Here is a 22,236-nt window from a genome sequence, read left to right as displayed (position 1 = left end):
TAAGCCGGGTTGCAACAATTCGACGGTTCAAAATAAATTAAAAAATAACAAAATGTCAATACGAAAGAAACCCATCAAAAAAGTAACATTCCGCGTCAACGAAATGTTGGTTGCCATCATCAGCATTTACATATTGTTGGTCAGTATGCAGATGTGGCTTTTGTTCGGAACAATTAACAAAGCTTTAGACAAAGAACATATCGATTTTGCGTGGTATTCCGCAATCGGTTCTGTTGTTATATTTCTGTGTACTATTTTCTTTTTGAGATATGTACCCGATATTCCGACTGGACAAATCAAAAATTCAGAAGCCGAAAAAGATGACAAAGCCTACTGATTTACTCGATTCCTTCGGGCGAAAACATGATTATCTCCGACTCTCGATTACCGATAGTTGCAATTTCCGATGTCTGTATTGTATGCCCGATGAACCGTTCAAAAGCACACCATCCATCGAGTTGATGAACAGTCAGGAAATTTTCGAAATTTCTAAAATTTTTGTGCAACAATTTAATATCAATAAAATCAGAATTACGGGTGGCGAACCTTTGGTAAGAAATGATTTTGAAACCATTATTCAACAAATTTCTACGTTGGGAGCGAGTATTGGGATTACAACCAACGGCGTTTTGCTTCATAAATATTTTGATTTATTTAAGAAATGTGGCGTCAGAAATCTCAACATCAGCATCGATTCTCTCGACCGTGAAAAGTTTAAATATATTACAAAAAGAGATCTTTTTCAAACGGTTTGGGACAATATCAAAGAAAGCATAAAACGTGGGTTCAATGTAAAACTAAATGTCGTTGTAATGCGAGGTTTTAATGAAGACGAGATCCCAGAATTCATCGCACTTTCTCATCATTATCCGATTGAGTTGAGGTTTATAGAATTTATGCCTTTCACAGGGAATTCTTGGGAGAAAAATAAAGTCATTCCGATTTCCGAAATGCTCACTTTGGTTTCAGAACATTTCACTTTCGAAAAGGTGGAAGACCATAAAAATGATACGTCAAGAAAATACAGAATTGATGCAGAAAGTAAGGGCGTTTTTGGTTTGATTTCCACAATGAGCAACTCATTTTGTGCTGGTTGTAACCGAATCCGCATCACATCCGACGGAAAAATGAAAAATTGTCTTTTCGGCGCAGATGAATTTGATTTGTTAAAATCTTTCAGAAATAATGAAAGTTTAACTGAACTGATCAAATTGGGAATCATCAAAAAACATAAAGAAAAAGGCGGACAATTCTCCGAAATGGAAAATGTAAACAACCAAAAAATCATCAACAGAAGTATGATAAAAATTGGCGGATAAAAATTTTACCAACCGATAGGATAAAAAAAACATAACGATAAGATTTCAAACAATTCATAAATAATTACCAATGAAAAAATTATCCAATTTGATTACGATTGTGATGATTGCAGTCACAATGTTACAATGCAAAAAATCTGAAGCAACCAATCCAGCGACGGATAATTCTGCAAAAACTTCTCAAAAACATTCTGAAGAAAAAGAAAACCACAAACACGACGAGAAAGATGACTTAAAATATGTGAGTAAAGAAATAAAAGTAACAGGGGATGTCGTAACACCATTGACTTTAACGGTGGATTCTTTAAAAAAAATGAAAGTCGTAGAACTCAACGATTTCAAAATTGTTTGCCAGACAGGATTGACCAAAGATAGCGTAGAATCTACAAAAGGAGTTTTGCTAACCGACATTTTGGAAAAAGCAAAAATCGCATAACAAGAGCATAAAGACCGCAATTTCTACATCGTTGCAAGAGCTTCAGATGATTACAAAGCCACCTTTTCCTGGGCAGAATTATTCAACAATCCGACTAGTGAAAAAGCGTATGTATTATTTGAGCAAAACGGAAAACCGCTGAAAGAAAAAGGAGAAATGATTGTTGTAAGTCTGAACGATACGAAAACCGGTCCGCGCCACGTAAAATGGCTGAAAAGCATCGAAGTAACCCGCGTGAAATAAGTCGAAATTGTGTAAGAAACTACCTTAAAGACTTCCATCTTCCATCATCAAACATTCAACATTCATCAAAAATGAACCATTTTATCTCCGTTTCCGAAGCTAAAAAAATAATCGAAACACAAATTTTTCGTACAGAAAAAGTGACGCTCTCAATTTTAGAAGCACAAGGTTCTTACACCTCAGAACCGATTTTTGCAACATTAGATGTTCCGTCTTTTGACAATTCTGCGATGGATGGTTATGGATTTCGATTTGATGATTTGGCAGATTTTTCAGAATTAAATGTCACTGAAATTATTCCAGCTGGGATTTCAAAAATCGATTTTGTTTTGAATAGAGGAGAAGCCGTGCGCATTTTTACGGGAGCAAAAATTCCTGATGGTGTCGATACCGTGATTATGCAGGAAAAAACGACCAGAATTGTCGACCGAATTCAATTTAATGATGATGAAATTTCAAAAGGTGAAAATATTCGTTTGAAAGGTTCTCAAACCAAAGTCGGAACAAAAATAATTGAAGAAAATACGTTGGTCAATCACGCAGTCATCGGGTTTTTGGCAGGATTTGGAATTGAGAAAATAGGAGTTTACAAAAAATTAAATATAGGACTTTTGTATACCGGAAATGAGTTAGTAGAAATAGGAAAACCACTTCTGGATGGCGAAATTTACAATTCTAATACGTACACGCTTCAATCAGCTTTATCTGAAATCAATCATCAGTTTTCGTTCGTCTATCACGTAGAAGATACTGAAGAAGCAACTTTTTCTGCTATAAAAAATGGCTTAGAAACGGTGGATATTTTATTAATTACTGGTGGGATTTCTGTCGGAGATTATGATTATGTGAAACCGGCTTTGGAAAAAATAGGTGTTTCAGAATTATTTTATAAAATAAGACAGAAACCCGGAAAACCTTTGTACTTCGGAAAACTTGAAGAGAAATTTGTTTTTGCGTTGCCCGGAAATCCCGCTTCTGTTTTTTCCTGCTATCATCAATATGTGAAGCCGTTTTTGCTCGGTTGTTTTGGACGAAAAGAGTTTGATGAAGAACAAGATTTTGCCATTTCGGAATCTTTTGCAAAGAAGAAAAACAAGGATCAAACCCAGTTTCTGAAAGCATTTTACACAAAAGGAAAAGTGCTCATTCTCAACGCACAGGAATCTTATAAAATGGATTCTGTAGCACAAGCCAACTGTTTGGTGGAGTTTCCCGAAGGCGCAACTGAAATCAACATCGGAGAAAAAGTCAAAATATGGAAAGTCTGAAAATCAAAGGCAGAATCTGGATTGAAACCGAATCCGGACTGAAAATCGGCATCGGAAGAGCCCGACTTTTAGAACAAATTGACGAGTTGGGTTCCATCACAGAAGCCTCAAAAATTTTGGAAATTCCGTATCGAAAGGCGTGGGGAATTGTGCGGGACATCAACGCCAATTCGTCCAAAGAAATCGTCATCAAAGAAGCAGGTGGGAAATCCGGTGGAAAAAGTTCACTCACAGATTACGGAAAAAAAATTGTGGAAAAATTCAAAACAGCCGAGGAATGTTTTATGAAATTTTCTGAAGATGAGATTTTTTGATGTTTAAAAATTTTAAATAAAATCAAAAAAATGAAAGCCATCATTTTAGCAGGAGGCAAAAGCTCCAGAATGGGACAAGATAAAGCCTCGATGATTTTGGGCGGAAAAACCTTGATACAGCACATTATCGATAATTTGTCTTTTGTTTTTGATGAGATTTTTATTTCAGGAAATCATTCAAATTATCCAATTTCGAAGGGCATTATTAAAGATGTTACAACACAAAAAGGTCCGATGGGTGGAATTCGCTCCGCCTTAGAATTTTGCCAGGAAGATATTTTTGTTTGCAGTTGCGATATGCCCTTCGTTTCTTCGGATTTGATTGAAAATATTCTTCAAAAAAAAGTAGAATACAGAATTAATGTCGTGCGTTTTGGCGAAAAAATATATCCGGTTGTGGGCATTTATCCTTTTTCTATTCTGAATGATTTAAAGAAAACCATCGAAAACGGAAACCTCAGAATGACGAGCTTTCTGGAACAACAAAACGCTCATTACATAGATTTTGAAGACAGTTTTGAGCATCAACTTTTAAATATAAATACGCCGGAAAATTTTAAAACTGCGGAAAAAATTATTAAATCTAAATTAAAATGAAACTAAAAATATTTGGAAAACTGGCCGATATTTTCCACGGAAACGAATACGATTTGGATTCTGAAAACGTAAAGTCTGTTTCAGAATTAAAAGTAAAACTCTTCGAAAAATTCCCGGAATTGAAAGAATCAACTTTTTTAATTATCGTAAACGGCGTGAAAGCAAACGATAGCAAAATCATTTCCATATCATCAGAAATTGCCTTGTTACCGCCATATTCGGGAGGATAAAATTTAAAATTATGATGAATTTAGAAAGATACAACAGACAAATCATCCTTCCGGATTTTGGAATTTCTTCGCAAGAAAAATTGTTGAATTCTTCTGTGTTGGTGGTTGGTTCGGGAGGTTTAGGTTGTCCTGCGCTTCAGATTTTGGTTTCTTCGGGAATCGGGAAAATCGGGATTGTAGATTTTGATGTGGTTGAAATTCAAAATCTACATCGCCAGTTTTTGTTTGATGAAAAAGATATTGGTTTCCCCAAAGTTATCGTTGCCGAAAAACATCTGAAAAACAGAAATTCCGAAACCGAAATTGAAATTTTTAATGAAAAAATAACGACCAAAAATGTCATTCATTTAATTGAAAATTATGACGTTATCGCAGATTGTACCGATAATTTTGCAACCCGATATTTGCTGAATGACGCTTGCTCTTTGATGAAAAAACCATTGGTCTATGCATCTCTTTTTCGAGATGAAGGTCAGGTTTCGGTCTTCAATGTGGAGAAGGAAGATCAAATGACCAATTATAGAGATTTATTTCCGGTTCCGCCCAATCAGAGTGAAGTTCCAAATTGTAATGAAGCGGGAGTTTTGCCTACGCATTCGGCTGTTATCGGAACTTTTCAGGCGAATGAAGTCATCAAGTTATTAAGCGGTTCAGCCGAGACTTTGATTCATCAGTTACTGATTTTTAATACCAAAAATTATCAATCAATGAAAATTAAATTTAATGAAAATCAAGAAAAAGCGGGACCAAAAACCATCGAAGAATTTCAAAATTTTGATTATGAAGAATTCTGTAGTCTTAATAAAAATGATGAAATAAATTCATTTTCAGAACTTCAATCGTTTTTAAATCATGACAAAAGCATTTTGATCGATGTAAGAGAAGAGGACGAACAGCCTAAAATTTCTGCAATGAAGATTTTAGAACTTCCATTTGGCACACTTGAAGAAAATTTAGAAAGATTGAATGGCTATACATCGATCTGTTTTGTATGTGTTTCAGGAAGCAGGAGTCAGAAAGCGGTAAAACTTTTAAAAAGTCATTTTCCGGATAAAGAAATAAAACATTTTAAATCAGGCATAAAATCAATTTTACAATGAAAAAAATCAAAGATATTTTTATCGAAGGTCCTATCAATCCAATATTCGTTGCTGAAAGCATTACCAAGCATACGGTCAAAACCACGATTGGCGGACACAGTATTTTTCTTGGTCAGATCCGCGAAGATATGATTGACAAGAAAAAAGTTCAAGCAATACATTTTACAGCTTACAAAGAAATGGCTCTTGAAAAGGCACATGAGATCCGTGAAGAGATTATTGCAAAATATGGGTTAACCTGTGCACATATTTACCATTCGTTGGGGGAAATCAAGGTGGGTGAAATCTGCCTCTTCGTTTTCACTTCAGCTGCGCATCGTAAGGAAGCCATCAACGCCTGTAATGAAATGGTTGATAGAATTAAGAAAGAAGTTCCTTTATGGGGCAAAGAAATACTGGAAGATAACTCTCACACTTGGAAAGAAAATAAACAATAAGTATATGGTTAATATTACTCATAAAAATAATACCCTCAGAAAAGCTATGGCTGAGGCTGTACTGAGCGTTAGTTCACAAGAAACGATTGATGCGATTGTCAACAATTCTGTTCCGAAGGGCAATGTTTTCGAGATGTCAAAAACGGCAGGATTATTTGCCGCTAAAAAAACCAGCGATATGATTCCCGATTGTCATCCGCTTCCTGTCGAATATGCTTCAATTCAGTTTGAAATCAGGAATCTGGAAGTTTATATCACATCTGAAATTCATACCATTTACAAAACCGGAGTAGAAGTAGAAGCGATGCATTCGGCTTCTGTAGTGGCTTTGACGATGTACGATATGCTGAAACCGATTGATAAAAATATCGAAATAAGAAACATCAGACTCATCGAGAAAAAAGGTGGGAAATCTGACCTCAAAGATTCTGGAGAAAGAATTAATGCTTCTGTGATTGTTTGCTCAGACAGTATTTTTGCCGGAAAAAAAGAAGATAAGGCAGGGAAAGCCATTATTTCATCTTTAGAAAAGAATAGTGTAACAATAAACGATTATGTCATCATTCCTGATGAAATTTCTGAAATTCAAAACAAAATAAAATTTGACATCGAAAACGGAATTTCATTAATTATGATTACCGGCGGAACCGGACTTTCAAAACGTGATGTCACTCCGGAAGCTGTACGACCGCTGTTGGACAGAGAAATTCCTGGCGTTGCCGAAGCCATCAGAAGTTACGGGCAATTGCGTACACCATATTCTATGCTTTCCAGAAGCGTTGCAGGAATGATTGGCGACACTTTGGTCATCGCACTTCCCGGTTCTACAAAAGGCGCGGAAGAATCGATGGATGCAGTGTTTCCCGGGATTTTACATATTTATAAAATTTTGAATGGTGGGAAGCATTAATTTGAACTGATTAATATCAGATTAATAAAATACTAAAACATCTTTTATTTGAATTTCAAACCTTAAATTTGTCAATCTAAAAAGGAAAAGAGAAAACCAAAACACTTTGGTTTTCTTTATTAAAATAAAAGACAAAAAGATATTAATATTTTATTAAAATTAGAATGGATAAAAATCAATTGAAGGCGGGGCATCCAGTTCATACGTATTTGGTGGAAGAGGAGCTGATTATTTCTTTGTTAGAAGAACTTACCAATACAAATCCTAACGAAGAATTTCAGAAATTTTATAATCTGTTTAATCATTTAGCGACGGTAGAAAGACGATTTGAAAGAAAAGAAAATCAGCTGTTTCCGTTTTTAGAACAAAAAGGCTGGACAGGACCTTCCCGAAATATGTGGTCTTTCCACGATACGATTCGGGATATTTTTAGAATTATTAGAAAGAATATTGATGAAAAAGATTTAGATTCCGCCAAACAAAATGTAGAATACGCTGGTCAGAATTTGAAAAACCTGATGGATGTTGAAAAACGGGTTTTGTTCCCAAATGCAATGGATATTCTTACAGACGAAGAATGGATAAAAATGCGTGAGGGCGAAGATGAAATCGGCTGGATGCTGAGCGAATCGCCTGCAAAATATCCCGAAGAAAGCCAATATGTACATCCTTCGGAAGACACCACTGTGAGAACTGACGTGGTTTATGATGAAAATGCATCACATTTTGACGAAGGTTATATGACGATTGAGCAAGTCAATCTTTTGTTTAGAACTTTGCCACTCGATTTGACCTATGTTGATGAAAATGACCGGGTTATTTTCTATAACCGAGGCGAAGAGCGCGTTTTCCCGAGAAGTGCAGGAATCATCGGTAGAGAAGTGCGTTTTTGCCATCCACCGAAAAGTGTAGATACCGTTTTGAAAATTTTGGAAGAATTTCGAAAAGGCACACAGAATGAAGCTTCGTTTTGGTTCAATTATCGGGATAAACTGATTTATGTGAGATATTTTGCAGTTCGGGATTCCGAAAAAAATTACCGAGGGGTGATTGAGATGTCTCAAGATATTTCCGAAACCAAAAAAATTGAAGGCGAAAGAAGACTTTTGGAGTGGGAATGATAATTGTCATTTAAAATAAAATACTAATTTGTCTTTTATTTCAAATTAGATTTATATCTTTGCTATATAAAAATAACAAATGTTTTCTAAAACCTGCGAGTACGCCATCCGAGCTTTGATTTTCATCGCACAGAAGACCAAGGACGGAAGTAGAATAGGAATCAAAGATATTTCATCGGGGATAGATTCTCCGGAATACTTTATCGCCAAAATATTACAAGATCTAAGTAGAAAGGGATTTGTACAGTCAGCAAAAGGTCCGAACGGCGGTTTTTATATGGAAGGGAAAAATCTTCAGCAATCTGTTGCAGATATCGTGAGAGAAATAGATGGAGACAAGCTTTTTACAGGTTGTGGTCTTGGTCTCAAAGAATGTTCAGAAGACCATCCTTGTCCTATTCATAACGATTTTAAGCATATTCGACAGGAAATAAAAGATATGCTCGACAATTCTAAAATCGAAATGTTTGTCAAGAATTTAGATTTAAAACTCACATTTCTAAAAAAATAAAATCAATATTATTGAATTAAAATATTTGAAAACAATAAAATTTCATTATAATAAAATATCTTTATTAAAATATTTTTGAAATTAAAACCAACTAAAAATCGTAAAAATTCTGAAAAAATGAAAAAATCACTCTTCCTTGCAGCTGTTTTGTCTGCGTTCATCGGGTTGAATTCCTGCAAACAAAACAATTCTACAAGCTCTGAAAATAATTCAGATACAGAGAAAATTAAAACGGATGGCTCCGTAGAAGAGCAAAAATCTGTAGCACCGCCCAATGTGCCGGCTCCTGTTGGAGATCGAGCAGCAAAGAAAGTTGTCGTTCGTCTCGAAACTATCGAGAAGACTGGCGAATTGGCAGACGGTACGCAATATAATTTCTGGACTTTCAACGGAACGGTTCCGGGAAGTTTTATCCGTGCAAGGGTAGGCGATGAAATCGAACTTCACTTAAAAAATAATGAAAACAATACATTCCCTCACAACATCGACCTCCACGCTGTTAATGGTCCCGGTGGCGGTGCAGAAGCCACTTTCGTAGCGCCGGGAACGGAAAAAGTTTTCAATTTTAAAGCACTGAATCCCGGACTTTACGTTTACCACTGTGCCACAGCTCCTGTAGGAATGCACATTGCCAACGGAATGTACGGTCTTATCCTCATAGAACCGGAAGGCGGACTGCCAAAAGTGGACAAAGAATACTACATTATGCAGGGCGATTTCTACACCAAAGGGAAATTTGGTGACAAAGGTCTTCAGGAATTCGATATGGATAAAGCCATTTCAGAACATCCGGAGTATGTAGTATTTAACGGAAAAACCGGAGCTCTTTTGGGCGATGGCGAATTGCAGGCAAAAGTAGGTGAAACTGTACGTTTTTTCGTAGGAAACGGTGGCCCGAACCTTACGTCTTCTTTCCACGTGATCGGGGAAATCTTCGACAGAGTGTATATGGAAGGCGGCAGCAAAATCAATGAAAATGTACAGACCACGGTTATTCCTCCTGGTGGAGCGTCTATTGTAGAGTTCAAAGCAACCGTTCCCGGTGAATATGTGATTGTTGACCACGCAATGTTCAGAGCTTTCAACAAAGGAGCTTTAGGCAAAATTAAAGTTACAGGACCGGATAATCCTGCAGTTTATAAAAAGAATCCATAATTTTTTTTCTTGTTTCATTGAGGTTTAGCAAATACAAAGCAATGAGAGTTTTTGTCATCATTTGTGCAGTCATCCTGAATTTGGGTTTAGCTTCCTGTTCAGAATCTCCCAAAAGTCATCAGAGTACGTCTGTAGCAGATCATCAGTTAGAATTCATTTCCAGTTCAAAAAAAATGATGAAAATAGACAGCGGATCGTACAGAGCTTTTATCGGAAAAGATTCTAACAATATTATTAAAGTAAAATCTTTTTATATTGATAACAGCCCGGTGACCAATGCAGAATATCTCACATTTCTGAAAGCTAATCCTCAATGGACCAGAAGCAAAGTGCTTCGGTTATACGCAGACAGCACTTACCTCAAACATTGGAAAGGCGATTATCAGCTTCCGGAAAAAATAAATCCCGACGCTCCCGTAACCAATGTTTCCTGGTTTGCAGCAGAAGCGTATGCCAAAAGTGTGGGCAAAAGGCTTCCAACAATAGAAGAATGGGAATATGTAGGACTTGCAGACCGCAGTTCTAAAAATGCTTCTGATAAACCTCATTTTACAGATTTTATACTTAGAGAATACCAACAGCGGAAAAGCAATATGAATAAAGTTGTAAGACAAGGTGAACCCAATTTTTACGGCGTTTACGATATGTACGGAATGGTTTGGGAATGGACGTACGATTTCAATTCGGTGATGATGAGCGGAGAATCCAGAAAAGACAATACCACCAACGAGTCTTTGTTTTGTGCCGGTGGTGCCATTACCGCTTCGGATCTTAGAAATTATGCTGCCTTTGTGCGTTATGCACTTCGCGGAAGTATCAAAGCTAACAACTGTCTCAACAATCTCGGTTTCCGATGTGCAAGAGATTTTAAAAATTAAAAAAAATGAAAAACTTACTTTATATTTTGTTGGCAATGGCAAGTTTGTCCTGCAGCAAAAAAAACGAAGAAATAAGTCCGGATTCCATTTATAATGTCAGTTCCAAATGGGAGAAACAGGACGGTAAAACCATTACGTTTTCTGATATGAAAGGGAAAGTTCTGGTTACTGCAATGATTTTTACATCGTGTAAAACCGCTTGCCCGAGACTCACTGCCGAGATGAGAACCATCTCCCAAAAAGTAGGAAAAACCAATCCGGAAGACATCCAGTATGTTTTGATTTCCATTGATCCGAAAAACGATACACCGCAGGTAATGAAAGCTTATCTGGATACCAATAAATTCGATGAAAAACAATGGACATTTATCCGCAGCAACGAGGATGATACGCGGGAACTCGCCAACGTAATGGCTGTTAAATACAAAGAAATTTCGCCGATAGAGTTTTCGCACTCCAATATCATCAGTGTCTATTCCAAAAAAGGAACTTTAGCTTATCAAAAAGAAGGTCTGGACTCCGGCGATGATGACCTTGTAAAAGAAATTAAAAAACAAATAGAATTATAATCCATAAAAATCTTTAGTAATGAAAAACTTATTTTTTACAGCAATTTTGCTCTCTCTTACCATCACTTCTTGCTCAGAAAAAAAAGACCAAGTAGCAGAACAGCAGCCCACAACAGAATCCAATACAATGATGGAGGAACCAAAACCTGCAGCATCTGCTGATACTGCTTCAACAACAGCCGCAGCAAAGCCCGAAGACGAAGGCAAAGCTCTTGTAGAAGGCGCAGACTGCCTGTCTTGTCACAAGGTAGATTCTAAATTGGTGGGACCGTCTTATCAGGACGTAGCAGCAAAATATACCGATGCCGATATCGACCATCTTGCACAAAAAGTGATTGATGGCGGAAAAGGTGTTTGGGGCGATGTACCGATGACGCCGCACGCCGGACTCAGTAAAGAGAATGCACAGAAAATGGTTAAATATATTCTGTCACTTAAAAAATAAGAAACCTGAGTATTCTTAACAAATAGATACTCAAAAAAAAATTAAAATAATAAAAGATAAAAAAGTATTTAATTATGAATATCAAGACAGATTTTATAGGAGAGATTGTAGCTGAAGATTTCAGAACGGCAGCTATTTTCAAAAAAAATGGTATCGATTTTTGCTGCAAAGGCGGAAGAACCATAGAAGATGCCTGCGAAAACAAAATGCTGGACGCCAACTCAATTTATGCAGAAATTGAAAATCTTCCTCAGGATAATGGCGGCTCCATCGATTTTAAAAGCTGGCCGTTGGATTTGCTGGCAGATTATGTAGAGAAAACCCATCACCGCTACGTGTATGAAAAAACGCCAGTTCTTCAACAATTTTTAGATAAGTTATGCAAAGTTCACGGGGGAAGTCATCCTGAATTGTTTGAGATCAAACAGCTTTTTGATGGATGTGCCCAAGATTTGGCTTCACACATGAAAAAAGAAGAATTGATGCTTTTCCCATTTATTAAAAATATGGTCAAAGCTAAAATTTCAAACGAAGCTATTCCGCAACCACCTTTTGGATCTGTAGAAAATCCCGTCAATATGATGAAGCACGAGCATACCATTGAAGGAGAACGATTGAGAAAAATCGCAGATATTACAAACGAATATACGCCTCCTGCAGATGCCTGTAATACGTATAAAGTGACATTCGCAATGCTTCAGGATTTTGAAAATGATCTGCATAAACATATTCATTTAGAAAATAATATTCTCTTTCCAAAAGCGATTCAATTAGAAAAAGAATTTTCAGTAGAACACTAAATTGAGAAAAGTATGACCACCAAAAAATTATGGACCTGGCTTGCAGCCGTCATCATAGGTTCTTTTGCCGTACTGATCTACTATGGCGTAGATATTTATAGGAAAATCCCGCCTGTCCCGGATAAGGTTGTTACTACTGACGGAGCAGTAATAGCTACCGGGCAGGACATCAAAGACGGTCAGAATGTTTGGCAATCTATCGGCGGACAGACTGTCGGTAGTATTTGGGGACACGGAGCCTATATTGCACCCGATTGGAGTGCCGATTATCTCCATCGTGAATCTTTGCTTCTTCTGGAAGAACTGGCTAAAAAAGAGGGGAAAGTCTATAAAGATTTACCGGATGACGAGCAGGCAAAATATCAGGTATTACTGAAAAAAGAACTTCGTAAAAATACCTTAGACGAAGCCACCAATACAATTGTGATTTCTCCTGAAAGAGCAAAAGTACAGGCAGAACTGGCAGATTACTACGCTAAAATATTTATGAATGCTCCGGAAATGGCAAAACTGAGAGATCAGTACGCCATCCCGAAAAATACGGTAAAAACTCCGGAAAGAATGGCAAAAATGAATGCCTTTTTCTCTTGGGCAGCCTGGGTTTGCATCACGGATCGTCCTGGTGACGATGTAACGTACACCAACAACTGGCCACACGATGAACTGATTGGAAATATTCCGCCGCCATCATTGCACCTTTGGTCGGGTTTCAGTGTATTAATGTTATTGGGCTGTGTTGGATTATTGGTTTTCTATCATGCTAAAAATAAAGAAGAAGAGATAAGCGAGATGCTGCCTTTGGAAGATCCGCTCAGAAATATGAAACCAACACCTTCTATGAGAGCAACGCTGAAATACATTTGGGTTGTCGCATTGTTAATTTTAGTACAAATGTTTGCGGGTGTCATCACAGCGCACTACGGAGTCGAGGGAAGTGGATTCTATGGTTTTCCTTTGGATGAATTTTTACCACAATCAATATCCCGAAGTTGGCACGTACAATTAGCCATTTTCTGGATTGCAACATCTTGGTTAGCCACTGGATTGTACATTGCTCCCGCAGTTTCAGGCTATGAGCCGAAGTATCAGGTTTTAGGTGTCAATATTTTATTTGGAGCATTACTGATTGTTGTTTTCGGTTCTTTAGCGGGACAATGGTTAGGAGTAATGCAGAAATTAGGATATGTAGATAATTTTCTTTGGGGACATTCGGGTTACGAATATGTAGAACTGGGTAGAATTTGGCAGATCTTATTGTTAGTAGGATTAATTCTTTGGTTAATTCTTATGGTAAGAGCACTTTTACCCGCATTGAAAAAGAAAGATGGTGACAGACATTTACTATTATTGTTCACACTTTCCGCAGTAGCAATTGCCCTATTCTATGGAGCCGGATTGATGTACGGAAGACAAACCCATATGGCCATTGCAGAATACTGGAGATGGTGGGTGGTTCACCTTTGGGTAGAAGGATTCTTCGAAGTTTTTGCAACCGTTGTAGCAGCCTTTTTATTTACAAGATTGGGATTATTAAGATTAAAGGCAGCAACTCATGCTGTATTATTTTCAACCATTATTTTCCTAGCGGGAGGTATTTTGGGAACGTTCCACCACTTGTATTTCAGTGCGACGCCAACAGCAGTTTTGGCTTTGGGAGCTACATTCAGCGCACTTGAAATTGTTCCTTTGGTTTTAATTGGGTTTGAAGCTTATCAAAATTATCAGATCAGTAAATCTACCAAATGGATCAAAGCATACAAATGGCCGATCTACTGTTTCATCGCCATGTGTTTTTGGAATTTCCTTGGTGCAGGTATTTTCGGGTTTGCCATCAATCCACCGATTGCATTGTACTATATTCAAGGACTCAATACAACCGCAGTTCACGGCCACGCCGCACTGTTCGGAGTGTATGGAATCTTGGGAATTGGTTTAATGATGTTTATGTTGAGAGGATTATATCCTGACAGAGAATGGAATGATAAACTCATCGGCTGGGCATTTTGGCTAACAAATATCGGATTGTTAGTAATGGTAACCATCAGTTTGTTGCCGATAGGAATTATGCAATCCGTAGCCTCTATTAAAGAAGGATATTGGTACGCTCGTTCCGCAGAATTTATGCAGACCGATATGATGCATACTTTACGTTGGCTGCGTGTTCCCGGTGACATTTTACTGGCGCTAGGAGAGATGCTGTTGGTAATTTTCATTATCGGACTGAAAACCGGCTGGTCGCTTAAAGAGAAAAGATAATCAATTATTTAATCATGAGAACTGTCATTGCTTTTGTAATGGCAGTTCTTTTTAAATTTTAAGTTATGAAAAGAAACGAAAATTTAATCCTGCTTTCCAGAGACCATCATTTTGGTTTGCTTTGTTGCTGGAAAATCCGTCAGGGCATCAAAAAAGAGGTTTCTTACGAACGCATCAAGAATTACATTAATTATTATTGGGAAAAGAATCTTCATAACCATTTCAAGACTGAAGATGATGTGCTTCCGGAATTGTCGAACGAGGGTTTACAGAACCAAATGGAGAAAGAACATCGCGAAATTAGCCGTTTAATTGGAAGTATCAATCAATCAAATAACCAACAGCTGCTATCAGATTTTGCTGATGCTTTATACAAACATATCCGTTTTGAGGAAAGAAGTGTTTTTCCTTATCTTGAAGAACATCTTTCCGATGAACAGATGGATACAATAGGTTTAGAATTAAGCCAACATCATCACAAAGAAGAAGATGACTATGCGGATGAGTTTTGGAAATGATCATCAATTTTAAAAAATAAATCAATGGAAATCGTATTAAAAAGAGTGTACGAAGATGCTTCTCCCGAAGATGGTTACCGTGTTTTGGTAGATCGGATTTGGCCAAGAGGAATCTCAAAAGAAAAAGCTGCTTTGGATGAATGGGACAAAGATCTTGCACCATCAACAGCGCTCCGGGAGTGGTTTCATCACGATCCTTTGCTTTGGGACGAGTTTTCCCGGAAATATAAAGAAGAGCTTTTGGAGCAAAATCCCGGAAAACCTTTCCTGGAAAAAAATGGACAACAGGAAAAAATCACGCTGGTTTATGCAGCAAGGGACGAAAAACATTGTCATCCTTTGGTTTTGAAAGACTATCTGGAACAATTGCTCAACAACAAATCAAAAAAATAACTTTGATATTAAATTAAAAACTTTAACTGAAATGAATCATACTTTAGGAGAATATCTTTATTTGGCGATGGGTAATTGCAACGGTCACAAAGTAGTTATGGCAGTCGGCTACACCTACGATTATGCCGACAAAAAAGCAAAACAGTTTGAAAAAGCCAGCTCCGGAACTGTAAAATATTTGGACGTTTCAGTGGTGAAAACTGGTGATAAAGAAAAATGCAAGACTTTAGAAAGACAAGTTTAAATCTTCATTTTTCGATCATTTGTTTTTGGATTTTCAATCGATAATCATACCTTTGAAAAGGATAAGAAAGTCTTATTTTGAATCTTTCTTTTCTCGTAATTTATGAGCAATTGGATTCATTTAAAACTGTTAGTCTGTACAATTTTAATGTCAGTTATGATGTTGAATTGTAAAAAAAAAGAACCAAATTCATCTGAAAAATCCACTCAAAATTCTTTCATTTCCGTTGCGGCGGCAGCTAATCTTAGGGACGTTTTAGAAGATTTAAAACAAATTTACATCAAAGAAAATCCTGATAAAAAAGTAGAAATTACTTTTGGTTCTTCTGGTTTGCTGGTTCAGCAGATCTTAAATGGTGCACCTTTCGATTTGTTTTTATCTGCCGATACTCAATTTCCGGAAAAATTAAAAAGTGCTGGAAAAAATTATGGAAATCCGAAAATTTACGCTTATGGAAAGGTCGTTTTGTGGAGCTTGAAAAAGAACGTTTCTAAAGGTTTGGATTTGTTGCAAAATCTAGAAATAAATAAAATTGCCATCGCAAATCCTGAGCTCGCACCATATGGAAAAAATACAGTCGAAGCTTTAAAAAAATCAGGATTATATTCCAAAATTGAGAACAAAATCGTTTGGGCAGAAAACATCAGTCAAGTCGCACAATTTGCGTCGACAGGAAACGCAGATGTAGGTTTCATCGCACTTTCCAATGCTAAAAATAAAGAAATGATGAGGCGAGGAAATTTCTATGAATTATCTGAAAAAGAATGCGCGCCGATTGCCCAAAGCGGAATCGTTTTGAAAGGCAAAAGCCAAACTGAAGCTCAAGATTTTTTTGATTTCATCAATTCGGAAAAAGCAAATGAAATTTGGAAACGTTACGGTTATCAAACCAAAATTTCAAAATAAATGCTCGACCAAGACTTCATTTACACCTTGCTCCTCACTGGAAAATTAGCGCTAATTACCACGGTAATTCTCATTCTCATTGGAATTCCGGTTGCGTATTGGCTTTCCTATTCTCGGTTTAAACTGAAATTCATTGCAGAAACTTTAATTTCAATGCCGATGGTTTTGCCACCAACAGTGATGGGATATTATCTTTTGGTAGCCTTCAGTCCGGAAAATGCTTTCGGGGATTTTCTTCAAAAATATTGTGATGTTCGGCTCGCTTTTTCGTTCCAGGGAATTGTGATTGCAAGTATCATTGCCAATCTTCCGTTTATGATTCAGCCATTGCAGAACGGGTTTTCGGCTTTGAATGATGATTTGCGACAAGCTTCCTACACAATGGGAAAATCGAAAATAGTTACTTTATTCAAAGTCCTTATTCCAAATATTAAAAAATCTGTTATCACTGGAATTGCGCTCACTTTTGCCCACTGTATCGGCGAATTTGGCATCGTGATTATGGTTGGCGGAAATATTCCCAAAGAAACCAGGATCGCTTCAGTTGCGATTTACGACCAGGTTCAGGCGCTCAATTTTGAGGCTGCTAACCGTTATGCATTCGTGCTTTTCATCCTTTCGTTTCTTATTTTATTGTTGATTTACAGCATTAACCGAAAAACTAATTTTACCACATTCCGATGATTGAAATTCAGATAAGACATCAAATTTTTACTTCGTCAGGAAATAAATTTCTTGAGGTTGATGAGCGGATTTCAGAAGGAAGTTTTGTGCACGTTTCCGGCGATTCCGGGATTGGAAAAACCACTTTTTTCAAAGTACTTTCGGGATTGGTTGTTCCGGATTTTGGTTTCATTAAATTAAATGATAAAATCTTGCTGGATACTGCCAATAAAATATTTCTACCACCTCAAAAACGAAATATTTCATTGATGTTTCAGAATTACGCCTTGTTCCCAAATATGACTGTGAAACAAAATATCGCTTTCGCACAAACGGAAAAAGACGAAAATATCGTTGATGAATTACTAGAAAAGTTTGCCCTCAAAACCTTCGAGAATACATCGCCTTCTAAACTTTCTGGCGGACAACAGCAAAGGGTTGCATTGGCAAGAACTTTAGCCCAAAATGCTGAAATTGTTTTGCTCGATGAACCATTTTCTGCAGTAGATATTGCAATGCGAAAAGTGATGTTAAATGAATTATTGGAGTTTAATAAAAACAATAATTCCACATTTTTTGTCATCAGTCATAGTGAAGAGGAATTTGAAAGTTTTTCAACATACAATTTGAATATCATTTAATTAAAATCATAATTTTCAGCTTTAGATTCCATTAAAAATCCAAGGATTTTAACAAAATTAATTGTTAAAAATTAAAATAATACAAAAATGTCTTATTTGTGATTTCTATCACGTCATTATTTTTATTCAGTATAAATAAAAACTATTTCTTTGTAAAAAAAATTTTTACTTATGAAAGTAAAATCACTTGTAGCTCTTGTATTGGGCTTATTCATTTTTAGTTCTTGTAACAGTAGTGATGATAGTGAAGAAGACATTGTAACAGCAGGAGAAATCAAAACGCATCAGGTTTTAGATGCCAGATCTTATACCAATTGGGTTTATTTTTCATTTTCAAAAAATGAAATTGTAACCGTTACCGATGTTCAAGCTGACAAAAATTGGGACATTATCGCTTACGAATTGGAAAATGGAGAAATTATTTATATCCCTGAGTAATTAATGAAGAATTTTAGTATTTGGTTAAAACTTTGCGTTTTCAATTTCTTTGTTGTGTCGGTTGTCGGCGTGATGATGAGGTACAATATGGCTTTTTCTTTACCAGGATTAACGCACAAATTTACGCAGGAAGCGCACTCGCATTTTGCTTTTTATGGCTGGGTTTCAGCAAGTATTTATCTTTTTGTTACGAAATATTTGAGTGAAATTTCCGAAAAAATAAACTTCAAAAAATACCAATATTTAATGATTGCTAACCAAATCGGTTCGTACGGAATGTTGTTTACATTTTTGTACGGCGGTTACTTTTGGTTGTCGATTGTATTTTCGTCAATTGCTTTGTTCACAGGGTTTGCGTATTTTATTTTTTTATTAATTGATACAAAATCAAATAGAAATCCTGAAATAATCTGGTTAAAATCAGGTGCTTTTTTTACCACAATTTCTGCGATTGGAATTTTTGGGTTGGCTTATTTTTCTTCCCGAAAAGATGAATTTGAAGTGCTTTTTAGAGCCTCAACTTATTTTTATCTGCATTATCAGTACAACGGATTTTTTCTGTTTTCGTGTGTCGGTTTGCTTTTGATTTCATTAAAAAAGTACGGCATTCAAATCTCAGAAAAATTGAATAAAACTATATTTTTCCTTTTATTCATCGGTTGTTTTTTCGGTTACGGACTTTCAATTTTATGGACAGAAATTCCTGATTTGTTGTATGGATTTTTTACCATAGTTTCACTCATTCAACTTTTAGGAGCGTGGAAACTTTGGAGTTTTGTTTGGAAAAATCGATCGAAATTCTCAGAAAATCATTTCATTCAAAAATTATTATTGGCAGTTGTCGGATGTTCTTTTTTAATGAAGTTTATCTTGCAAATTGCTTCTGCTATCCCGTCTTTAGGCATTTATGCATTCAACAGCATCAATATTGTCATTGCGTATTTGCATTTGGTTTTACTATTGGGAATTAGCCTTTTTTTGATTTGGAAAATAGTTGATTTGAATTATTTTGAATTAAATAAAATATTGAAATTCAGTATTTTATCAATGGTTTTCGGTATTGTTTTAAATGAAATCATCTTGTCATTGGCAGCTATTTTTTCCATCTTTTATATTCCGTTTTTGAGTGCAAAATATTGGTTGCTATTTGCCTCAGTTATCATTATGATTTCAATCGGTTCTTTTATCAAATCTTTAAAAGTAGACTAACTTTTTGGTAATTTCATAATCTTTTGATTCTCATTGATGTTATCGTCAATTTTCTCATATTATTTTTATTGAATTGTCGATGGTTTTGATGGTGAAATTAGTATGATATAAATCTTTTTTTCGTGCTTAAAAAATGTTGTTATTCTTGACATAACAACCTCTGAAAATCTTAAATTTGTTAGGACTTTCAGCACGGTTATTTTCTCTTGTAACTACTATGAAATCTCGGAACTGTAACAATCAATTCAATTTATAAATAATGAACAAAAAACCTGTACACAACTTTCATATTCCTGTGATGGGACTCGCTTACACAATCGATAGTCCAATCCGTGTTGCTCAATTTGGGATTTCATCTGTTGTTTCAATTATAGATGACGAAATTGTTGAGAGAATGCGAGATTTTTACAGTAAAAAATTCAATTTCGATTTTAAAGAAATTTCAATTAAATCCGAAGACCACAGAGCGGAGAGAATCACGGCTTATCTGGATATGATGGACGATATTGTGACCAAAAAGTTTAAGGATTTCAAAGAAGAAATTTCGAAAAATACAGAAACTCTCAAACAGTTTATAGGAATGTTGCCAAGCACTTCCGGCTTGAGAGATGGTTTGCAAAATATCCTCAATAAAAAAGATAATCTGGCGGAAAGCATCAAAAATTTCGTTGATAATCATTTTAATCCAGGTGAAATAGATGTGAATATTATGACGAAAGTAGACAAGGATAATTTTGTGAAAAATGTTCAGCTTCCGACTATTTATAATGATGCACACGCTTCTTTGCGAGGTTTTGCCAATAGCAAATTGTCGTCATCCGTCATTTTTTCTGCCGGAATGAATCCAAGATTGTATAGTTATCTGGAAGAGTTTGAAGATTTTTTTCCTAATGAAAATGGCGAATTGAAAAAGAAAATCATTCTTAAAGTCAGCGATTTTCGCTCTGCGATGATTCAGGGGAATTTTCTTGCGAAAAAAGGACTTTGGGTTTCAGAATACAGAATTGAATCTGGACTAAACTGCGGTGGACACGCCTTCGCAACCGACGGACTTCTTATGGGGCCAATTATGGAAGAATTCAAACAAAAGAAAAACGAGCTTCAAGCTTCGGCTTTTGCTCTCTGGAAATCAGCCTTGGAGCAGAAAGGGAAAATGACAACTTCCGAACCTTTGGAAACCAGAATTTCTGTGCAAGGTGGTGTTGGAACTTCTGAAGAACACGAGTTTCTTTTGACCACATATAATGCGGACAGTGTGGGTTGGGGTTCGCCATTTTTGCTGGTTCCAGAGGCAACTTCTGTGGATCAGGAGACCAGGAACCTTTTGATAAATGCAAAAGAAGAAGATTATTACCTGAGCAATATGTCGCCATTGGGAGTTCCGTTTAACACAATCAGAGGCACGAGCAATGATGAAATCAAGGATATGAATATTTCAAATCAAAAATTTGGGAGTTCTTGTCCAAAGAAATTTTTGGCGCTCAGCAAAGAATTTACACCTAAAGGAACTTGTACGGCTTCCAAAAAATATCAGGATATAAAACTGAGTGAATTGAAAACTAACAGGTTAAAATTGACTGATAAACAATACGAGAAACAGAAGCAAAACATTACAGAAAAATCTTGTCTTTGTGTTGGACTTGCAAATTCTGCATATTTGGAGTTAGATATCCCGGTAAAAGGGGAGAAGCAAGGTGTTGTTATTTGTCCGGGACCGAATCTTAGTTTTTTTGATAAAGAGGTTTCACTTTCGAAAATGGTTCGTCATATTTATGGTTATGAGAATGTTTTATCAGATGATCGCCGTCCTCATTTATTCATCAATGAATTGAAACTGTATGTCGATTATTTTAAGAATGAAATTCTGGAATTCTCTGAAGAAATCACCAAATCTCAGGTGAAAAAGTGGGAGATTTTCAAAGGAAATTTGCTGAAAGGAATTGCTTATTACGAAGAACTTTTTGCCGAAACCAATTATTTCAAACCAAAATTAGATTCTATTTTTTCTGACTTAAAATCTTTCAAACTGAAATTGAATCAAATCAAAATTCCTCAATTATAATAACTGAATTCATAAATCACTTGGCACACCCATCATCTGCATCACGCTTCCAAGATCTTTTAAATCTTTGATTTTGTACTCGAACATAATCAGTACCTTTTCTTTTACTGCAACCGCAAGATGGTGGATAGGGCAAGGGTTAACTCCATTACACTGTTTAAGTCCTAAGAGGCAGGAAGTAAAAACTTCTTTTCCCTCGAAATTTTCATAAATATCTTTGATTGTCAGGTTTTCAAATTGTTCATCAGTCAGAAAAAAACCGCCCCCTTTTCCTTTTCCTGAAGAAATCAATTGTTTTTTGGTCAGCTGCTGCAAAATTTTTGAAGTAAAATAAGTGGGCGTTCCTATTTGTTCTGAAATATCAATAATTCCTATCTTTTTCCTCTCGGTTGCAAGGACTATACAGGCTTTAATTGCGTATTGACAAGTATTGGAAAATATCAACATTGATTTTAATTAATAATTTAATCTAGACCCTCAGATTTATTACTCTGAACAGAATAGAATGTAAAAATACAAAATCGTTATCTATGATTTTCCTTTTTGTTAGATATGAGTAAAGTTTTAAACCAA

28 protein-coding genes are annotated in these 22,236 nt (G+C 36.1%); 27 read left to right on the top strand and 1 reads right to left on the bottom strand.

The features are described from left to right. Positions 1–52: 52 nt before the first annotated feature. The 27 genes from B0B05_RS01165 (at position 53) to B0B05_RS01035 (ending at position 21,663) form a co-directional block, all read left to right on the top strand. Positions 53–337, top strand: a complete 285-nt coding sequence (locus B0B05_RS01165) for a DUF6755 family protein (RefSeq protein ID WP_029292694.1) — start codon at positions 53–55, stop codon at positions 335–337. Further along, positions 321–1,319: a GTP 3',8-cyclase MoaA gene (gene moaA / locus B0B05_RS01160; RefSeq protein ID WP_076781662.1), complete on the top strand. Its 999-nt coding sequence runs from the start codon at positions 321–323 to the stop codon at positions 1,317–1,319. The genes B0B05_RS01165 and moaA overlap by 17 nt, the downstream gene beginning before the upstream one ends. 70 nt (positions 1,320–1,389) lie before the next feature. Next, positions 1,390–1,755 (top strand): molybdopterin-binding protein, encoded by a 366-nt coding sequence (locus B0B05_RS16890; RefSeq protein ID WP_245799149.1) that lies wholly within the window; start codon positions 1,390–1,392, stop codon positions 1,753–1,755. A 314-nt stretch (positions 1,756–2,069) separates the two neighbouring features. Further along, positions 2,070–3,266, top strand: coding sequence for a molybdopterin molybdotransferase MoeA (locus B0B05_RS01150; RefSeq protein ID WP_076781659.1), 1,197 nt, complete (start codon positions 2,070–2,072; stop codon positions 3,264–3,266). Further along, a complete protein-coding gene (locus B0B05_RS01145) occupies positions 3,254–3,580 on the top strand; it encodes a winged helix-turn-helix domain-containing protein (RefSeq protein ID WP_076781657.1) in 327 nt (108 codons plus the stop codon). Before B0B05_RS01150 ends, B0B05_RS01145 begins: the two co-directional genes overlap by 13 nt. Positions 3,581–3,610: 30 nt before the next feature. Then, on the top strand, positions 3,611–4,177 hold the full coding sequence (locus B0B05_RS01140) for a molybdenum cofactor guanylyltransferase (protein WP_076781655.1): 567 nt from the start codon (positions 3,611–3,613) through the stop codon (positions 4,175–4,177). Next, positions 4,174–4,407 carry a MoaD/ThiS family protein gene (locus B0B05_RS01135; protein WP_076781653.1) on the top strand — a complete coding sequence of 78 codons (234 nt, stop codon included), beginning with the start codon at positions 4,174–4,176 and terminating at the stop codon, positions 4,405–4,407. The genes B0B05_RS01140 and B0B05_RS01135 overlap by 4 nt, the downstream gene beginning before the upstream one ends. An 11-nt stretch (positions 4,408–4,418) precedes the next feature. Then, positions 4,419–5,507 (top strand): HesA/MoeB/ThiF family protein, encoded by a 1,089-nt coding sequence (locus tag B0B05_RS01130; RefSeq protein ID WP_245799147.1) that lies wholly within the window; start codon positions 4,419–4,421, stop codon positions 5,505–5,507. Then, complete coding sequence (locus B0B05_RS01125; RefSeq protein ID WP_076781651.1) at positions 5,504–5,944, top strand: molybdenum cofactor biosynthesis protein MoaE; 441 nt, start codon at positions 5,504–5,506, stop codon at positions 5,942–5,944. Before B0B05_RS01130 ends, B0B05_RS01125 begins: the two co-directional genes overlap by 4 nt. Positions 5,945–5,948: 4 nt before the next feature. Then, positions 5,949–6,854, top strand: a complete 906-nt coding sequence (gene moaCB / locus B0B05_RS01120) for a bifunctional molybdenum cofactor biosynthesis protein MoaC/MoaB (protein ID WP_076781649.1) — start codon at positions 5,949–5,951, stop codon at positions 6,852–6,854. Between the two features lie 164 nt (positions 6,855–7,018). Further along, positions 7,019–7,975 (top strand): DUF438 domain-containing protein, encoded by a 957-nt coding sequence (locus B0B05_RS01115; protein WP_076781647.1) that lies wholly within the window; start codon positions 7,019–7,021, stop codon positions 7,973–7,975. 79 nt (positions 7,976–8,054) lie between these two features. After that, positions 8,055–8,486 carry an RrF2 family transcriptional regulator gene (locus B0B05_RS01110; RefSeq protein ID WP_076781645.1) on the top strand — a complete coding sequence of 144 codons (432 nt, stop codon included), beginning with the start codon at positions 8,055–8,057 and terminating at the stop codon, positions 8,484–8,486. 117 nt (positions 8,487–8,603) lie between these two features. After that, positions 8,604–9,641, top strand: a complete 1,038-nt coding sequence (gene nirK / locus B0B05_RS01105; RefSeq protein ID WP_076781643.1) for a copper-containing nitrite reductase — start codon at positions 8,604–8,606, stop codon at positions 9,639–9,641. 41 nt (positions 9,642–9,682) lie between these two features. Next, positions 9,683–10,519, top strand: coding sequence for a formylglycine-generating enzyme family protein (locus B0B05_RS01100; protein WP_076781641.1), 837 nt, complete (start codon positions 9,683–9,685; stop codon positions 10,517–10,519). A 5-nt stretch (positions 10,520–10,524) separates the two neighbouring features. Further along, positions 10,525–11,088, top strand: coding sequence for an SCO family protein (locus B0B05_RS01095; protein ID WP_002978662.1), 564 nt, complete (start codon positions 10,525–10,527; stop codon positions 11,086–11,088). 19 nt (positions 11,089–11,107) lie between these two features. Beyond that, positions 11,108–11,533 carry a c-type cytochrome gene (locus tag B0B05_RS01090; RefSeq protein ID WP_076781639.1) on the top strand — a complete coding sequence of 142 codons (426 nt, stop codon included), beginning with the start codon at positions 11,108–11,110 and terminating at the stop codon, positions 11,531–11,533. Positions 11,534–11,607: 74 nt separating this feature from the next. Next, complete coding sequence (gene ric / locus B0B05_RS01085; RefSeq protein WP_076781637.1) at positions 11,608–12,333, top strand: iron-sulfur cluster repair di-iron protein; 726 nt, start codon at positions 11,608–11,610, stop codon at positions 12,331–12,333. 12 nt (positions 12,334–12,345) lie between these two features. Beyond that, the gene (locus B0B05_RS01080; protein ID WP_076781635.1) at positions 12,346–14,589 is read left to right on the top strand and encodes a nitric-oxide reductase large subunit; all 2,244 of its coding nucleotides are present in this window, start codon (positions 12,346–12,348) and stop codon (positions 14,587–14,589) included. 65 nt (positions 14,590–14,654) lie between these two features. Then, positions 14,655–15,107, top strand: coding sequence for a hemerythrin domain-containing protein (locus B0B05_RS01075; RefSeq protein WP_076781632.1), 453 nt, complete (start codon positions 14,655–14,657; stop codon positions 15,105–15,107). A 24-nt stretch (positions 15,108–15,131) separates the two neighbouring features. Continuing rightward, positions 15,132–15,500 (top strand): DUF488 domain-containing protein, encoded by a 369-nt coding sequence (locus B0B05_RS01070; RefSeq protein WP_076781630.1) that lies wholly within the window; start codon positions 15,132–15,134, stop codon positions 15,498–15,500. A 31-nt stretch (positions 15,501–15,531) separates the two neighbouring features. Continuing rightward, positions 15,532–15,744: a hypothetical protein gene (locus tag B0B05_RS01065; protein WP_076781628.1), complete on the top strand. Its 213-nt coding sequence runs from the start codon at positions 15,532–15,534 to the stop codon at positions 15,742–15,744. A gap of 102 nt (positions 15,745–15,846) precedes the next feature. Next, a complete protein-coding gene (gene modA / locus B0B05_RS01060) occupies positions 15,847–16,650 on the top strand; it encodes a molybdate ABC transporter substrate-binding protein (RefSeq protein ID WP_245799145.1) in 804 nt (267 codons plus the stop codon). Beyond that, positions 16,651–17,334, top strand: coding sequence for a molybdate ABC transporter permease subunit (modB, locus tag B0B05_RS01055; protein ID WP_076781623.1), 684 nt, complete (start codon positions 16,651–16,653; stop codon positions 17,332–17,334). It begins immediately after the preceding gene. After that, entirely contained in the window at positions 17,331–17,954 is a 624-nt protein-coding gene (locus B0B05_RS01050) for an ATP-binding cassette domain-containing protein (protein ID WP_076781621.1), read from the top strand. The genes modB and B0B05_RS01050 overlap by 4 nt, the downstream gene beginning before the upstream one ends. 171 nt (positions 17,955–18,125) lie before the next feature. Continuing rightward, positions 18,126–18,392, top strand: coding sequence for a hypothetical protein (locus tag B0B05_RS01045; protein WP_076781619.1), 267 nt, complete (start codon positions 18,126–18,128; stop codon positions 18,390–18,392). A 276-nt stretch (positions 18,393–18,668) separates the two neighbouring features. Then, positions 18,669–19,601, top strand: a complete 933-nt coding sequence (locus tag B0B05_RS01040) for a hypothetical protein (protein WP_143745922.1) — start codon at positions 18,669–18,671, stop codon at positions 19,599–19,601. A gap of 259 nt (positions 19,602–19,860) precedes the next feature. After that, positions 19,861–21,663 carry a hypothetical protein gene (locus B0B05_RS01035; RefSeq protein WP_076781615.1) on the top strand — a complete coding sequence of 601 codons (1,803 nt, stop codon included), beginning with the start codon at positions 19,861–19,863 and terminating at the stop codon, positions 21,661–21,663. A gap of 9 nt (positions 21,664–21,672) precedes the next feature. On the opposite strand, the gene B0B05_RS01030 is transcribed toward B0B05_RS01035, so the two are convergent. Further along, a complete protein-coding gene (locus B0B05_RS01030; RefSeq protein ID WP_084173842.1) occupies positions 21,673–22,110 on the bottom strand; it encodes an Rrf2 family transcriptional regulator in 438 nt (145 codons plus the stop codon). Between the last annotated feature and the right edge of the window lie 126 nt (positions 22,111–22,236).

The organism is Epilithonimonas bovis DSM 19482, from assembly GCF_900108115.1.
GTDB lineage: Bacteria > Bacteroidota > Bacteroidia > Flavobacteriales > Weeksellaceae > Epilithonimonas > Epilithonimonas bovis.
The sequence above is the reverse complement of the archived record's forward strand: the minus strand, read 5'-3'. Positions and strand labels throughout refer to the sequence as shown.

Bases quoted from the DNA above. Each gene is read 5' to 3' on its own strand.
- B0B05_RS01150 (WP_076781659.1), top strand. From the start codon at position 2,070: ATGAACCATTTTATCTCCGTTTCCGAAGCTAAAAAAATAATCGAAACA.
- B0B05_RS01145 (WP_076781657.1), top strand. From the start codon at position 3,254: ATGGAAAGTCTGAAAATCAAAGGCAGAATCTGGATTGAAACCGAATCC.
- B0B05_RS01130 (WP_245799147.1), top strand. From the start codon at position 4,419: ATGATGAATTTAGAAAGATACAACAGACAAATCATCCTTCCGGATTTT.
- B0B05_RS01045 (WP_076781619.1), top strand. From the start codon at position 18,126: ATGAAAGTAAAATCACTTGTAGCTCTTGTATTGGGCTTATTCATTTTT.
- modB (WP_076781623.1), top strand. From the start codon at position 16,651: ATGCTCGACCAAGACTTCATTTACACCTTGCTCCTCACTGGAAAATTA.
- ric (WP_076781637.1), top strand. From the start codon at position 11,608: ATGAATATCAAGACAGATTTTATAGGAGAGATTGTAGCTGAAGATTTC.
- B0B05_RS01135 (WP_076781653.1), top strand. From the start codon at position 4,174: ATGAAACTAAAAATATTTGGAAAACTGGCCGATATTTTCCACGGAAAC.
- B0B05_RS01040 (WP_143745922.1), top strand. From the start codon at position 18,669: ATGTTGTTTACATTTTTGTACGGCGGTTACTTTTGGTTGTCGATTGTA.
- moaCB (WP_076781649.1), top strand. From the start codon at position 5,949: ATGGTTAATATTACTCATAAAAATAATACCCTCAGAAAAGCTATGGCT.
- B0B05_RS01095 (WP_002978662.1), top strand. From the start codon at position 10,525: ATGAAAAACTTACTTTATATTTTGTTGGCAATGGCAAGTTTGTCCTGC.
- modA (WP_245799145.1), top strand. From the start codon at position 15,847: ATGAGCAATTGGATTCATTTAAAACTGTTAGTCTGTACAATTTTAATG.
- B0B05_RS01035 (WP_076781615.1), top strand. From the start codon at position 19,861: ATGAACAAAAAACCTGTACACAACTTTCATATTCCTGTGATGGGACTC.
- B0B05_RS01140 (WP_076781655.1), top strand. From the start codon at position 3,611: ATGAAAGCCATCATTTTAGCAGGAGGCAAAAGCTCCAGAATGGGACAA.
- B0B05_RS01110 (WP_076781645.1), top strand. From the start codon at position 8,055: ATGTTTTCTAAAACCTGCGAGTACGCCATCCGAGCTTTGATTTTCATC.
- B0B05_RS01080 (WP_076781635.1), top strand. From the start codon at position 12,346: ATGACCACCAAAAAATTATGGACCTGGCTTGCAGCCGTCATCATAGGT.
- B0B05_RS01030 (WP_084173842.1), bottom strand. From the start codon at position 22,110: ATGTTGATATTTTCCAATACTTGTCAATACGCAATTAAAGCCTGTATA.
- B0B05_RS01070 (WP_076781630.1), top strand. From the start codon at position 15,132: ATGGAAATCGTATTAAAAAGAGTGTACGAAGATGCTTCTCCCGAAGAT.
- B0B05_RS01115 (WP_076781647.1), top strand. From the start codon at position 7,019: ATGGATAAAAATCAATTGAAGGCGGGGCATCCAGTTCATACGTATTTG.
- B0B05_RS01100 (WP_076781641.1), top strand. From the start codon at position 9,683: ATGAGAGTTTTTGTCATCATTTGTGCAGTCATCCTGAATTTGGGTTTA.
- B0B05_RS01090 (WP_076781639.1), top strand. From the start codon at position 11,108: ATGAAAAACTTATTTTTTACAGCAATTTTGCTCTCTCTTACCATCACT.
- B0B05_RS01125 (WP_076781651.1), top strand. From the start codon at position 5,504: ATGAAAAAAATCAAAGATATTTTTATCGAAGGTCCTATCAATCCAATA.
- B0B05_RS16890 (WP_245799149.1), top strand. From the start codon at position 1,390: ATGAAAAAATTATCCAATTTGATTACGATTGTGATGATTGCAGTCACA.
- B0B05_RS01050 (WP_076781621.1), top strand. From the start codon at position 17,331: ATGATTGAAATTCAGATAAGACATCAAATTTTTACTTCGTCAGGAAAT.
- nirK (WP_076781643.1), top strand. From the start codon at position 8,604: ATGAAAAAATCACTCTTCCTTGCAGCTGTTTTGTCTGCGTTCATCGGG.
- B0B05_RS01075 (WP_076781632.1), top strand. From the start codon at position 14,655: ATGAAAAGAAACGAAAATTTAATCCTGCTTTCCAGAGACCATCATTTT.
- B0B05_RS01065 (WP_076781628.1), top strand. From the start codon at position 15,532: ATGAATCATACTTTAGGAGAATATCTTTATTTGGCGATGGGTAATTGC.
- moaA (WP_076781662.1), top strand. From the start codon at position 321: ATGACAAAGCCTACTGATTTACTCGATTCCTTCGGGCGAAAACATGAT.
- B0B05_RS01165 (WP_029292694.1), top strand. From the start codon at position 53: ATGTCAATACGAAAGAAACCCATCAAAAAAGTAACATTCCGCGTCAAC.